Raw genomic sequence first — 14,087 nt, 5'->3', positions numbered from 1 at the left:
GGCAAGCGCAGTCGCCGCAATGAATGGATAGTCGCACAACATGTAGGGGTATTACAGAAACGCCAATCTCACTACAAAACCACTTTCATAACAGATTAACCCGCTACCTAAAGCCGCGGCACTCTAACTGAAACGGGTGATCGTGTATGATCTGTTTTCCGTTTCAGCGCAAAACGATATCTTGCTTATGCCGACTTTCTCTCTGCTCGAACCGCCCCAGCCTCAAGGGACTCGCGATACGCTCTACTGGACATCGCCGCCGGGCAGCGCGACTGCTCTGGCACTCTCTCGCGTTGCCAAGCACGCCCCGCTATTGGTGATTACGCCCAATACGGCCAGTGCGCAGCGCCTGGAACAAGATCTGTACTTTTATAGCGATGTACCCGTACTGCCCTTTCCCGATTGGGAAACGCTACCCTACGATAGCTTTTCGCCCCACCAGGACATTGTCTCAGCGAGGCTACGCACCCTGCGCCAGCTCCAAGATGGCGTGCGTGGCATTGTATTGGTGCCGATCAATACGCTGATGCAGCGCTTACCGCCGGTCGAGTACATCGCCGGGCGGGTAATGACGCTCAAAACCGGTGAGCGTTTGAATCGCGAAACGTTCCGGGAATCGCTTTCACGGGCGGGGTATCGCGCCGTGGAAACGGTGTATGAACCAGGCGAATACGCCATGCGTGGGGCATTGATCGACCTATTTGCAATGGGCATGGACGAACCGATCCGCATCGATCTGTTTGACGATGAGATCGACACACTGCGTCACTTCGACCCCGGCAGTCAGCGCTCAACCGATAAACTTGAGTCGCTAGAGTTGCTCCCTGCCCACGAGTACTCGCTGAGCCGAAGTGCCATCGCCTGCTTTCGTGAGCAGTTTGAAACCCTATTTGATGTCGATCCGCGCCAGTGCCCTCTCTATAACGATGCATTAAAGGGCATTCCCTCTCCGGGGCTTGAGCACTATCTGCCGCTGTTTTTTGAGCAGACCGCTTCACTGTTTGAGCACCTAACCGACGACACCCGGGTCGCCCTACTGCCTGGTGTGCTTAATGCGGCCGAACAACACTGGCAGTCTATTGATGCACGCTACGTTAACTTGGGTGTTGATCCTACACGGCCACTGCTACCACCTCACCGGGCGTTTTTCCCGGTCAGTGATGTTTTTTCGGCTATAAAAGCACGCCCGCGCATAGAGCTAACTGAAAACAGCGAGCAGCGCCATGCGCATCTGCCTGAAGCAGCACCATTGCCTACGCTGTCGATTAATGCCCGCGCTAAGCAGCCACTTGGCGAGCTTACGGCGTTTTTGAAGTCTCACGCCGAAACCCGGGTGCTGTTTGTAGCGGAATCACGGGGCCGCCGCGAAGCGCTGGAAGAGATATTGGCGCCGCTTAAGCTTTCGCTCCCACATACCGATAGCTTTCACGACTTCCTCGCCAGCGATCACACCTACGCCATTACCGAAGGCTTGGTGGACAGCGGCCTGTGGCTGAACAACCCAAGCGTTGCAGTGATCAGTGAGACAGAGCTATTTGGCGATGTGGTACGCCAGAGCAGGCGGCGTGAAAAAGCTACCGATGATAACGAGCTTGCGGTCCGCCATCTCTCAGAACTACGCGAAGGCGCGCCGGTGGTTCACCAGGCACATGGCGTTGGCCGCTACATAGGGCTGGAAACATTGGAGGCCGGCGGTCAGGCCAACGAGTTTTTAGCGCTCTCCTACGCCGATGGCGCCAAACTTTACGTACCAGTCGACAGCCTACATATGATCTCCCGCTACAGCGGTGCCGGTGATGAACTGGCGCCGCTGCATAAGCTGGGTTCCGATCAGTGGGAAAAAGCTCGTCGCAAAGCCGCCGAGAAGATTCGCGATACCGCCGCTGAACTTTTGGATGTTTACGCTCGAAGGGAAGCTCAACAGGGCGTGGTTTACGAAACGCCAGGCGATGAGTATGTTCGCTTTGCGAGCAACTTCCCATTCGAGGAGACTCCCGATCAGCACGCAGCCATTGAAGCGGTGATCAGCGACATGACGTCGCCGCAGCCCATGGATCGCGTGGTATGTGGTGACGTAGGCTTCGGCAAAACCGAAGTGGCCATGCGCGCGGCGTTTATCGCCGTACAATCAGGTCGCCAAGTAGTGGTCCTGGTGCCTACCACGCTACTGGCGCGTCAGCACTTCGAAAATTTCCGCGACCGCTTTGCCGACACTGCCGTCAATATCGGCTTGATATCTCGCTTCACCAGCGGCAAAGAGGTTACCCAAACATTAGAAAGTGTTAAAAGCGGCCAAACCGATATCGTGATTGGCACCCACAAGCTTCTAGCCAAAAGCGTTGAGCTGCCCAAGATGGGTCTGCTGATCATTGATGAGGAGCACCGCTTTGGGGTGGCGCAAAAAGAGAAGCTCAAAACGCTGCGCGCTGAAGTCGATATTTTGACACTAACCGCGACGCCTATTCCGCGCACGCTAAATATGGCCATGAGTGGCATCCGCGATTTGTCGATTATCGCCACCCCGCCCGCACGGCGCCTGTCGGTCAAAACGTTTGTTCAGCAGCACGATGCCAGTATCATTAAAGAAGCTCTGCTACGTGAGATACTACGCGGCGGGCAGGTATATGTGCTGCATAACGAAGTCAAAACCATTGAGAACAGTGCCGAAAAAATCCGTGAGCTGATTCCTGAAGCGCGGGTAGCGGTTGCCCACGGCCAACTGCCTGAGCGCAGCCTCGAACGCATCATGTCGGACTTCTATCATCGCCGTTTTAATGTGCTGGTATGCTCAACCATTATTGAAACCGGTATTGATGTGCCTAGCGCTAACACCATCATTATCGAACGCGCTGATAAGTTTGGCTTGGCACAACTTCACCAGCTGCGGGGCCGAGTTGGCCGTAGCCACCACCAGGCTTATGCTTACCTGCTGACACCGCCACCTAAAGCGATGACCCGTGATGCCATCAAACGACTGGAAGCCATTAGCGCTTCGGATGACTTAGGCGCTGGTTTCACCCTGGCCAGCCACGACATGGAAATACGCGGGGCGGGCGAACTACTGGGTGATGAACAGAGCGGCCAGATGGAAACCATTGGCTATACACTGTACATGGAGATGCTTGACCGGGCAGTGAAGGCTATTCGCGCGGGTAAAACACCCAATATCGATGCACCCTTCAATACTGGCGTGGAAATTAGCCTTAACCTGCCTGCATTGATCCCCAATGACTATATTCATGATGTGCAGCAGCGCCTGGTGATATATAAGCGAATTGCCAATACTCAGAGCGATGGCGAGCTCAGAGAGCTACAGGTTGAGCTTATTGACCGTTTTGGCTTATTGCCTGCCCCCCTTAAGAACCTTATCCGCCAGACCAAGCTGCGTCATCGTGCAGAACAGTTGGGGATCAGCAAGATTGAAGCAGGCGAGAGCCGTGGGCGTGTGCTGTTTGATGGCTCGACTCAAGTAGATCCTCTGACCCTGGTGACGCTCATTCAGACATCTCCGAAGCACTACCGTTTAGACGGTTCGGACACATTAAGATTTGAATTGCCTATGGAAAGCGTCGACAAACGCTTTCAACAGCTTGAAAACCTACTTAGTACGCTTAATCAAAAAGTAGCGGCGGCGTGACGCTTGGGGCAAACTTGACAGTAGCCATGCCCTAGTTAACCCACCTCGTGGATTAACATCAGTGGCCCAACGACGCGCATCAGCAGTGAATTAACATATTAGGAACGAACATGAACATTCGCGACACCTTTACCCTCTGGGGCCCCACTAGCTTGGCAGTGCTTTTAGCCGCAAGCTTGGCAAGCCCTGCTTTTGCGCAATCAACTGCCGAGCAGGCCGACAGCCAACCCCAAGAGCTAGCTCAAGAGCAGGAGCAGGAGAAAGCACAGGAAATCAGCATAGACGCTGTCGACAGCGCCGCTCAGGTTGCTGACCAAGATGAACTGCCTCGTGGTCACTTCCGCCTACCCGAAAGCGGTGACGTTATCGGTGAGAGCTACACAGTTGTGGTCGAAGACCCCAAGCAGACACTGATTGATATCGCCCGTCGCCATAACATTGGCTATGAAGAAATTCGCATGGCCAACCCAGATGTCAGCTTATGGGTGCCTGGCGTGGGTACCGAGGTAGTGATCCCCGCTCAGTACATTTTGCCGCCTGCCCCACGCGAAGGGGTGGTGGTTAACCTTTCAGAGCTACGTCTCTACTACTACCCTGCTGACAAGCCCGGCATCGTTGAAACGTACCCGGTCAGCGTAGGGCGTGAAGAGTTCGCAACGCCAGTGGGCATTACCCGCACCACCGTTAAAGTTAAAGACCCTGCCTGGGCGCCCCCCTCCTCCATGCGTCGTGAAGCAGCTGAACGTGGTGAACCAGCGCCTTCCGTGGTGCCACCAGGTCCTGACAACCCACTGGGCGAGCATGCAATTCTACTCGCCATGCCGAGCTATCTAATACACGGCACCAACCGCCCTGACGGCGTCGGTATGCGCGTTAGCCGCGGCTGTATCCGCATGTACCCTGAGGATATCAAATCGCTTTACGAGCGCTTACCGAGCGGTACACAGGTTAATTTAATGGATGCGCCATTTAAAGCAGGCTGGGCTTCCGACGGCACGCTGTTTGTACAGTCGTTTCCGCAGTTGGAAGAGAACGTGGAAGGCTTTGAACCTCTGCTAAATGCCGTAGAGCGCGTCACTGAGCTAACTGACAACGACATTGAAATAGATGCTGAACAGATACAGCGGGCCGTTGAAGCCCCCGATGGCCGCTTTATTGCCCTGCATGGCCCACAAGCGCCAGCACCTGAGCCAGAGCCCGAACCTGTTAAGCTGATTAACGAAGTTGAGCTCAGCGCTGCAGCTAGTGGCGAAGAAGAAACCTAATACACGGATACGGCAGTAGCAAAAAACCCCGCCGAGGCGGGGTTTTTTGCGTAGCTAGCGGCAAAAACTACTTACCTAACATCTTTACCAACTACGACTTGCATACAGCAACCGCTGAGAGAGCCTAGTGGCTCCCCAGCAGCTCCAAGCAGAATTACTTCTGCATGGAACGCTGGAACATGCGGTTCATTTCTTCACGGTTCTGCTCAGACATCTGCAGAGCAGCCTGCGCATCGCGCTGGGCTTGGTTTGCAGTGTTCATAGCTTGTGAAGCCATGCTGCGTGCTTCTGCAGCGTCAGCCTGTGCAGATTCTGCAGTCATGCGAACTTCTTCCAGCGCGCCGGTAGAAGCACAACCAGCAAGAATTGCCAGAGAAGCAGCAGCAGCAGTCATCTTCAGAGTAGTTTTCAGAGTCATAGTGTTCTCCTTGAGTCGTCCTTGGGTACTACATTAAGGGTATGACAAAGGTAAGGTTACGCACATTAAAAATGTGCTTAGCTTAAATTTGTCTACCTGCGGTGCAGGTTCTTTACAGTGACTTGTGCTGCGAAGCACGCAAGTCAAACGCTGTTTTATAATAGACTACAGCGGTTGTCTATAGCCACTTTTTAAAAACCTCGAACTTCCTTCAACGGCAATAGCTTAACGGATCACTACACGGGTGCCAACACCCACTAGTTCTGCCAAGCGATCAATTTGCTCGTTGGTAACGGCAACACACCCTTGAGTCCAATGATAGCGACCATGAATATCGGGGTCTGCACTACCCAAGCCATGAATCCCAATCGCACCACCTAGCGCTGTATTTTGTGGCGGATGGCCGTTACGTCGGTAGAAATCGAAGTAATCTTCATAATCGGTTTGGGAATAAATCCCTTTTTCAAGCGCCATGCGTGCATGGGCTGGCGTTGGGAAATCAATCCCCATGAACGTACGCCACTGGCTTTCGTAATTAAAACGATTGATACGAAACTCACCCTTAGGAGTCACGTTATCGCCACGAACGCGCTGAGTCTTCGCCCCTGCACGCCCTAGGGATATGGGCGCATAGCGCTCTAAAAGCTCATTACCACGGAACACACTGAGCGTGGCCTCTTGATCATCAATCAGTACCCACAGCTCATTGCTATGGCGCGGCACATGGGCGCGCGTAAGCATTGTTTCGATAAGGTCAGAGGGAGCAGCCTGACTAGGTGCAGTGACAGCAGCGCTAGCAACCGCTGGCAAGCTCAGCGCCATAGCTAAAAACCGACGGCGATTGATTAAAAACATGGCAGCTCTCGAAACATATTAGCCTGTGGTGGACCAACTAAACGCATAGGGTGGCTGTTATACCTTATTCCCACATCCGCCGTAAGTAATTTCGTCATAATACCGCTTTGGGTCGTCCCGAAGCGATGATGTGCTCGCCAGTGGCACATACTCATTAAACGCCCTGCAACTCTTCCATACTCGCCATCATGTGACGTATTTCAGAATTATGCCCTTCAGCTAGCGAATCAAAGAATTCTGCTTCGGGTTCAATTCTCGAGCGTGCGGCACGATGCTTGTACAACGCCTGCAAACGCTCATGGGCGGTGGTGGCTGTTTTCATGGCATCTTCTATGGAGCCTGTAACGGTTTGCTCCGCAATTCGATCCAGCTCAGGTGGCTCAGGGAATTCGCTCGATTCATCGAACCACGTCTCCAGCACCTCAGAATGATCCGTACCGTCATGGAACAAGTCTTCTAGACCCGTTTTCATCTTCAATTCACGGCTGGCGAGGTAATCTAATCCCATTTTTAAGCGTTCATTGTCGGCTTTATCAGCAGCCTCGCTGTATTGTCGCGCCATGCGCGCGTGAAAACCTGCCGCCCATTCGACTAAATCTTTAACTTGGTTATAGCGCATCATGATCTCCTTTTCGTGGTGCTTACTAGACCAGCGGGCAAAATCGAGTCATTTACCACTCCAGGCTGGTTTCACGCAGAGCAGCTATTTCGCGTTTTGCCGCCTGAAGGTTATCCAGCAATTGCTGAGGCAAACTCACTTGGCTATCCACCTTAATCATAGCGGGATTATGAGTAGTACGCCGCGCAGCACCTTCATCGCTATGTAGGCGTTCAAGCTGGCCCGTCAGCCAATTCAACCAACTTTCCGGCTGAGCGTTTAAGTCGCGCAGGCGCTGTAGCTCTGCCAAAGCCGGGCCTTGCTGAGATAACAATACACGCCAGCGATGCTCTGGCAAGCGAGCGTGCTCAGTGACTTCACGTAAAAGCGACTCTAACGCCAATTCAAAGAGCGCCAACGCGCTCTCCTCCAGCGCCATCTGCCGCGCAGGGGCATGCTCATCCTCCCCCGCTGGCATAATGGCTAACAGCTCCGCCTGGTAGAGTAACTGATTGGTTCGCGAGCTTGCATTCACTTGCGCTTATCCTCCACGTGCCATTTGCCAGCTTCAAACATGGCCTTCCAGCCAGTGGCTTTGCCCTCTTCGTCAGTCATTACAAACTGCTCTTTCGTCTTACGCGAATAACGGATTTGAGCGGGGCGACCATCGGGGTCTTCACTAGGCGCTTTGAGAATAAAATGATACTTCTCAGGCAGCTCTTCGGCATGCGCTTTCAGTTCTTTAACCAGCGGTGGCCGCGTTTCGCGATTTTTAGGAAATTTACTCGCCGCCAAAAAGAGACCGCTTGCGCCGTCACGCAGCACGTAATGGTCGTCCACTTTTTGACATTCAAGTTCCGGCATCGGAATCGGATCCATTTTTGGCGGCGCCACTTCGCCGCTTTTCAATAGCTTACGGGTGTTTTTACACTCGCTATTGGTGCAGCCAAAATACTTACCAAAGCGACCTGATTTCAACTGCATCTCAGCGCCACACTTATCGCACTCGATTACAGGCCCGTCATAGCCTTTAATCTTGAATTTACCGCTTTCCACCTCATACCCATCACAATCAGGGCTGTTGCCACAAATATGCAATTTGCGCGTTTCATCAATCAGGTAGTTGTCCATTGCCGTACCACACTTGGTGCAGCGACGCTTAGCACGCAGTGCATTAGTTTCAGCCTCTTCACCCGCATCTTCCGCTACTGCTTCTTCACCTGGAATCAGGTCGATGGTGGTCTTGCAGCGCTCTTTTGGCGGCAAATTGTAGCCGCTACAGCCCAGGAACACGCCTGTGGAAGCGGTGCGAATTTGCATATGGCGGCCACATTTCGGGCAGTCAATATTGGTGGGCACCGGCTGGTTGGGCCGCATACCATCTTCGCTCTCCGCCCTGGCTAGCTCTTCACGAAACTCACCGTAGAAAGCATCTAGCAAAGCCTGCCAGTTACGCTCGCCTTCGGCGACTTCATCAAGGCTATCTTCCATGCGCGCAGTGAATGAGAAATCCATCAAATCAGGGAAGGACTCTTTCAGCCGCTCGGTAACGATATCGCCAAGCTTCTCGGCATAAAAGCGGCGGTTTTCAAGCTTCACATAGCCGCGATCCTGAATCGTGGAGATAATCGATGCATAGGTAGAAGGACGACCAATCCCCTGCTTCTCAAGCTCTTTCACCAGGCTTGCTTCGGTGTAACGCGGTGCAGGCTTGGTAAAGTGCTGCTGAGGATCAAGCGCTTCCAACGCCATCGGCGTGCCTTTAGGCAAGTCAGGCAGGCTCTGATCTTCATTTTTACCGCTTGGCTTCATCACCCGTGTATAGCCATCAAATTTAAGCACGCGCCCTTTGGCACGCAGCTCATACCCATCAACCTCAACGCTAAGCGTGCTGGACAGGTACTCAGCGGGTGTCATCTGGCAAGCCACAAACTGGCGCCAGATCAGCTCGTAAAGGCGCTCTGCATCGCGCTCCATACCGGACAGGTCTGATGCTTTGCGTTCAACGCTGGAGGGGCGAATCGCCTCGTGGGCTTCTTGGGCACTCTCTTTACTGCTGTAACGATTAGGCGCTTCAGGCAGATAGCGCTCGCCAAACTCTTCTCCGATATAACTGCGCACGCCTTCCACTGCATCTTTTGAAAGATTGGTGGAGTCAGTACGCATATAGGTGATATAGCCCGCCTCATACAGACGCTGGGCCATGGTCATGGTCTTCTTAACAGAAAATCCTAACCGGCCACTCGCGGCCTGCTGTAGCGTAGAGGTAATAAAGGGCGCTGTCGGCTTGGAGCTGGTGGGCTTATCTTCCCGCGAAGTAATCGCGAGCTTGGCTTTTCTAAGCTGCTCAATACGCGCCAGGGTGTCTTTTTCAGAGGTGGGCTTAAAGGCTTTGCCATCCTGACGAACCAGGGCAAAACGCACTAGCTCACCCTCAGGAGAGGCCAAATCCGCGTGCACATCCCAAAACTCTTCTGGAATAAAGGCACGAATTTCGCGCTCGCGCTCAACAATTAGACGTACCGCGACTGACTGTACACGGCCAGCCGACAGCCCACGCGCCACTTTCGCCCACAGCAAAGGCGAAAGCATAAAGCCAACAACACGGTCTAGAAAACGCCTAGCTTGCTGTGCTTCCACCCGGGGAATATTTAGCGCGCCCGGTGCCTTAAACGCATCCTGAATAGCATTTTTGGTGATTTCGTTAAACACCACGCGCTTATAGCGGCTGTCGTCTCCACCGATAGTCTCACGCAGGTGCCAAGCAATGGCTTCCCCTTCGCGATCCAAATCCGTTGCGAGATAGACAGCGTCGGCTTTCTCAGCCAACTTTTTCAGCTCAGCCACCACTTTCTCTTTGCCTGGCAGCACTTCATAGCGCGCTTCCCAGCCATTACTGGGGTCAATCCCCATCCGCCGAATCAGCTGATCTTGGCTCTTACGCTTCTTATATTCCACTTTCTCTTCCGCCGACATCTTGCGTGTCGCTGCGGCTTGGCGTGCGCGCTCCTTAGGGTCGGAGGCTGCCTTACCTGAGCCGCTGGTCGGCAGGTCACGAATGTGACCCACGCTCGACTTCACGATGAAATCGTTGCCGAGATATTTGTTAATCGTCTTCGCTTTAGCCGGCGACTCGACGATGACCAGTGACTTGCCCATAGTGCTCCACTTTCCTAATGCACGGGCTGTCTAGCACGTGCTCTAAATTCGGTGCCGTATCGCCGGGATGAAACCGCCCGCTAACAAAGATACGGATGAAAAAATGCGCCTACCCTACCCTACCCCAGCCCTTAGCTAAGCGCCAGTAGCAACCAACGCGCAGGGAAAATACGTAGATTTCAGGCAACCAAGGTTATATTTCAGATAAATAGTAGCTAGACACTAGACTGCCACTGGCATTACGGCAACCCAAAAGGTGCTGAGACAAACAAAGCGCCCCCACCATATAGGCAGGGGCGCTGTAAGCTAACGCACTGTTTTAGCGTTTGTCAGATGGCTTACTACCGCCGTTAGCGCTGTCAGATTTCACTGTTGACTTGGTGCTTTCATCAGCAGTTGCAGAGGGTTTAGTGGCTTTTTCCTCTGTTTTCTCAGACGCAGCCGAAGGCTTAACAGATGTTAGCTTAGCTGCTTTTGGCTTAGCCTCTTCTGTATTAGCTTTTGTTTGACTAGCTCCTTCCGATTTAACAACGTCTTGTTTAGGTTTGCTAGCTTCTGGTTTAATAACTTCTTTATCAGACTTGCCCGCCGCACCAGCCTTAGCGGTTTGTGACTTTGCTGGTGTCTTCGCCTTGGCAGCGTTAGGAGTAGCAGATGCTTCCTTTTTGCTAGGCCGTGCCTGATCAAAAAGCGCCTTTACCTGAACAAAGCGATTTGCAGCATGTTCAGAAAGCTCGCCACTGGCGGCAAACACGTGCTCAAGGTGGCTAATATAACCATCGATATCGTCGTTGCTATTACCCTTGAGTAAAATAGGCAGTGAATTCAATGCTTGTTCACGATCCAGCTTCAAAATAAAGAACTGCTCGCGCACTAGGCGTTTAAATTCACTCAGCTCTATGCCTGGCTCAAGCTCAGCACGGGAGGCGCGTAGCCGTTTGAAGTTACGCTCATCCGTGGCTGGAGCACCGCCGAGTACGTAGATCAGCGAGCGCATAACCGCCTCATGAGCACCACCGTGGGTAATCTTCTCGCGCAGCGCTTCCCGGCGCTGCTCCATGAAGCGGCGGTGCTCGGGCTCAGCGCCGGGGCGGCGGCGATGCACATGGGCATCGCCATAAAGGCCCACGGCGGCCTGCAACAGCGGCTGGCCGTAAATATCCATAAACATTTTTTCAGTACTGCTATCGCGTAAATCGCGCACCGCATTGAGGCTTGCAACCAGCTGGTCAGAGCCCATGGTCTCAAGGGATTTGAAAAGATTATCATGTGAAACAGGATGACGATTTTTACGTATCGCGTCTGCCATTACCGGTAGCGGCACAGAAAGCGGGTTGCGGTCAGAAAGCAGCTTGTAGCCCAGGCGGATAGGGTGCATACGACGAATTAAGCGCGCCGCCTCAGGTGTTATCATGGCTTTTAGCCAAGGCTGCATAAATATCCGATACAAGCCCAAGTTTATTTCTGAAATACGCGCTACGGTGGCAAAGCGACGATCATCCTCAGGCTTGTGCATCACTGCCTGATCTAATTCTTCAAAGTTACGCGGCATAAATTCGAGCAGATAATCTCGCTCGAACAGCTCAGCATCTTCGCCCTTCTCCGCCGGGGATATGGAGGTTTCGTACAGCCCTGGGGGCAATACGTCGATGTAATCCATATTGGCAGTGAATTCGGTATGCTCTTTGCGTGACACGCTACCCGAAACAAATATACCTAGGTGGCCGGTAGTATCATGCTGGCAATAGACGATGGTTTGCTCGTTGGCAATGATGTCATCTGTGTTTTCATATAAATCACGAATCCATCCCAAGGCTTGCGGTGGCGGGGTAATATCATCCCCACGCGAGCAGAACACTACGATCGGCGAACGCACATTGCGCAGGTCGATTCGGCGCCCATCATGGGTCACCAACTGCGCGGTAGAGAGTCGATTACCGACAAACAGGTTATCGACAATATATTGGATTTCTTCACCGCCCAACACGACGTGACCGCCCCACCAGCGCTCAAATTCGAGGTATCGGTTCGCTTCTGTATCGATGTTGTCGTAAAGGTGATACTGCTTTTTCCAGTACGTATTAGCAGGGTTTAGGCGTTCAAAGTTCTGCACCAACCACGCCCCGTCAAACAGGCCATCACCAATGTCGCTAGTGAGCGCCGTAATCCAACTGCCCCCCGCCATTCCGCCGGTATAACGCATTGGGGCTTTGCCATGTTCGCCAGCCCAATAAGAAAGCGGTGCCCCGGCAATAAGAATAGGGCCAAACACATCTGGCTCTAGTGCGGCCGCCATCATGATTTGCCAGCCCGCTTGGCAATTACCCACCACCATGGGCTTTTCGGTGGTTTCTGGGTGACGTTCGATCACATGGCGTAGAAACGCAACTTCTGACTCAACCACATCCTCCACGGTCTGACCCGGTTCAGGAAATGGCAAAAAGCCAATAAAGTAGCAGGGATGCCCCGCTTTAAGCGCCACGCCCAACTCGCTGTCAGGCTTAAACCCGCCAATCCCTGGCCCATGCCCCGCACGCGGGTCGATGACCACAAAAGGACGTTTTTGTAGGTCAGTTTCAGTCCCTTCATGGGGCAATACGCGCAGCAGCTCATAGTTAGTTGGCCGCGGTAGCGTCCGGCCATCCATCAGCACTTCGGTATCAAACCCCAACACACTGGGCTTGGTTTGCTCCATGTGCTCAAGGTATTGATTACCACGCTCACGCATCACATCTAAATACAGAACGCTACGCTCCATGCTATCGCGCCAGTAACCGAAGGCCGCCCGTCCAAACCCAAATGGGTCGAATAAGGATGCGATCGTTTCACTACTTGGCAATGCTGTGGAACCATTTTGTTGCTTTAACCAGGCGTCAGTAAAAGCGCTTGTGGTGAGCAAAGGATTGGCGAGAAAGTTCATAGGTTCTCCCATTGGGATGATGCGCCGGCATCAAACCGGGCAGCAATGAGGATGCTGCAATGCAATATAGTTTAGGCCACTACGTGCGTGACGTCGATCTTTACCCCTAATAATTACGACTAATGGGGTGACATAGCTCTCTTTAAGCAGCGCCAAAGATTCAGTGTTAGCATGCGTTGCGCTGACGATAAAGCCTGTATTTGGCATTAGTCCTAGCGACATTAAAGGGTGTTCACTATGAGGTTGCTATGTCATCCCCTACTCTGCTCAATCGCCTTACATTTCGGCAACTACAGGTCTTCCAGGCGGTGCACCGGCAACGCTCTTATTCTCGCGCAGCTGAGCAGCTGGGACTTACTCAGCCCGCGGTGAGCGCACAAATACGCCAGCTTGAGCTGGCTTTGGGTCAGCCACTCTTTAACTACGCGGGCAAAACGCTCCACACACTTCCCGCCGCCGACACGCTCGCCCATTCGACACGAGAAATTTTTGGTCAGCTTTCACGTCTGGAAATGAACCTATCGGACATTAATGGCAAAATAAGCGGCGAACTTAATATTGCGGCAGTATCCTCGGCTCAATATGTGGTGCCTTACTTACTCGCCCGGTTCCGTGCTCACTACCCAGAGGTGCACGTTCGCTTAAAGGTATGCAACCGCAGCCAAGCCCTAGAGCGGTTGACTGAGCAGCAGGACGACCTCGTTATTATGGCGATGGTGCCAGAGGATGATCGCTTAGTAGTGATGCCAATTCTTGATAATGAATTAATCGCGGTGGTTTGGCCGGAACACCCCCTGCTCTCTATGCCGGAGCCCTCTCTGGCAGACTTTGCACGCCACTACGTATTGATGCGCGAGCCAGGCTCTGGCGTGCGCAATGCCTTTGAACAAATGGCCGCCAATCAGCAGGTCGCCCTTCCACACTGTATTGAGCTGGGCACCAATGAAGCCATTAAAGGCGGAGTAATGGCCCACTTAGGCGTTGCCGTTCTCCCCCGCTTGGCGGTACAGCTTGAACTTGAGCAAGGGTTACTTTTTGAGCTTGGGCTTCCCGATTTTCCGATCCACCGATCCTGGTGCACGGTGTATGCGCGGGAACGTTTTCCCACACCGGTGGCAGAGCTTTTCTTAAGCTTTATCCGTGAGCACTTACCCGATTATCGCCGCCATTTTCAAGCGCCTTCAAGCCCGTTACCGAGCCACGGCGTCGCTTGCCTGCCAATGCTTGCGCCCTAG

General features: G+C 53.1%; 9 protein-coding genes. 3 read left to right on the top strand and 6 right to left on the bottom strand.

The window, feature by feature from the left end; translation table 11 throughout:
• Nucleotides 1–187 precede the first annotated feature (187 nt).
• Both mfd and V8L71_RS14390 read left to right on the top strand, forming a co-directional pair.
• A complete protein-coding gene (gene mfd, locus V8L71_RS14395; RefSeq protein WP_336274542.1) occupies nt 188–3,637 on the top strand; it encodes a transcription-repair coupling factor in 3,450 nt (1,149 codons plus the stop codon).
• A 110-nt stretch (nt 3,638–3,747) separates the two neighbouring features.
• A complete protein-coding gene (locus V8L71_RS14390) occupies nt 3,748–4,902 on the top strand; it encodes a L,D-transpeptidase family protein (protein WP_336274541.1) in 1,155 nt (384 codons plus the stop codon).
• Between the two features lie 154 nt (nt 4,903–5,056).
• Here V8L71_RS14390 and V8L71_RS14385 read toward each other — a convergent pair whose 3' ends face one another.
• The 6 genes from V8L71_RS14385 to V8L71_RS14360 form a co-directional block, all read right to left on the bottom strand.
• The gene (locus tag V8L71_RS14385; protein ID WP_008956598.1) at nt 5,057–5,320 is read right to left on the bottom strand and encodes an Lpp/OprI family alanine-zipper lipoprotein; all 264 of its coding nucleotides are present in this window, start codon (nt 5,318–5,320) and stop codon (nt 5,057–5,059) included.
• Nucleotides 5,321–5,545: 225 nt separating this feature from the next.
• Nucleotides 5,546–6,175 (bottom strand): L,D-transpeptidase family protein, encoded by a 630-nt coding sequence (locus V8L71_RS14380; protein WP_336274540.1) that lies wholly within the window; start codon nt 6,173–6,175, stop codon nt 5,546–5,548.
• A gap of 154 nt (nt 6,176–6,329) precedes the next feature.
• Nucleotides 6,330–6,794 carry a ferritin family protein gene (locus tag V8L71_RS14375; protein WP_008956600.1) on the bottom strand — a complete coding sequence of 155 codons (465 nt, stop codon included), beginning with the start codon at nt 6,792–6,794 and terminating at the stop codon, nt 6,330–6,332.
• A gap of 52 nt (nt 6,795–6,846) precedes the next feature.
• Nucleotides 6,847–7,308, bottom strand: a complete 462-nt coding sequence (locus V8L71_RS14370; RefSeq protein WP_336274539.1) for a DUF6586 family protein — start codon at nt 7,306–7,308, stop codon at nt 6,847–6,849.
• Nucleotides 7,305–9,932, bottom strand: a complete 2,628-nt coding sequence (topA, locus tag V8L71_RS14365) for a type I DNA topoisomerase (RefSeq protein ID WP_336274538.1) — start codon at nt 9,930–9,932, stop codon at nt 7,305–7,307. The genes V8L71_RS14370 and topA overlap by 4 nt, the downstream gene beginning before the upstream one ends.
• Before the next feature lie 319 nt (nt 9,933–10,251).
• Complete coding sequence (locus V8L71_RS14360) at nt 10,252–12,852, bottom strand: DUF3141 domain-containing protein (RefSeq protein ID WP_336274537.1); 2,601 nt, start codon at nt 12,850–12,852, stop codon at nt 10,252–10,254.
• Between the two features lie 248 nt (nt 12,853–13,100).
• Between V8L71_RS14360 and V8L71_RS14355 the strand changes: the two genes are divergently transcribed.
• On the top strand, nt 13,101–14,087 hold the full coding sequence (locus tag V8L71_RS14355; RefSeq protein WP_035557245.1) for a LysR family transcriptional regulator: 987 nt from the start codon (nt 13,101–13,103) through the stop codon (nt 14,085–14,087).

It is taken from the genome of Vreelandella indica, from assembly GCF_037070225.1.
GTDB lineage: Bacteria > Pseudomonadota > Gammaproteobacteria > Pseudomonadales > Halomonadaceae > Vreelandella > Vreelandella arctica.
The sequence above is the reverse complement of the archived record's forward strand: the minus strand, read 5'-3'. Positions and strand labels throughout refer to the sequence as shown.

Bases quoted from the DNA above. Each gene is read 5' to 3' on its own strand.
- V8L71_RS14385 (WP_008956598.1), bottom strand. From the start codon at position 5,320: ATGACTCTGAAAACTACTCTGAAGATGACTGCTGCTGCTGCTTCTCTG.
- V8L71_RS14360 (WP_336274537.1), bottom strand. From the start codon at position 12,852: ATGAACTTTCTCGCCAATCCTTTGCTCACCACAAGCGCTTTTACTGAC.
- topA (WP_336274538.1), bottom strand. From the start codon at position 9,932: ATGGGCAAGTCACTGGTCATCGTCGAGTCGCCGGCTAAAGCGAAGACG.
- mfd (WP_336274542.1), top strand. From the start codon at position 188: ATGCCGACTTTCTCTCTGCTCGAACCGCCCCAGCCTCAAGGGACTCGC.
- V8L71_RS14390 (WP_336274541.1), top strand. From the start codon at position 3,748: ATGAACATTCGCGACACCTTTACCCTCTGGGGCCCCACTAGCTTGGCA.
- V8L71_RS14380 (WP_336274540.1), bottom strand. From the start codon at position 6,175: ATGTTTTTAATCAATCGCCGTCGGTTTTTAGCTATGGCGCTGAGCTTG.
- V8L71_RS14355 (WP_035557245.1), top strand. From the start codon at position 13,101: ATGTCATCCCCTACTCTGCTCAATCGCCTTACATTTCGGCAACTACAG.
- V8L71_RS14375 (WP_008956600.1), bottom strand. From the start codon at position 6,794: ATGCGCTATAACCAAGTTAAAGATTTAGTCGAATGGGCGGCAGGTTTT.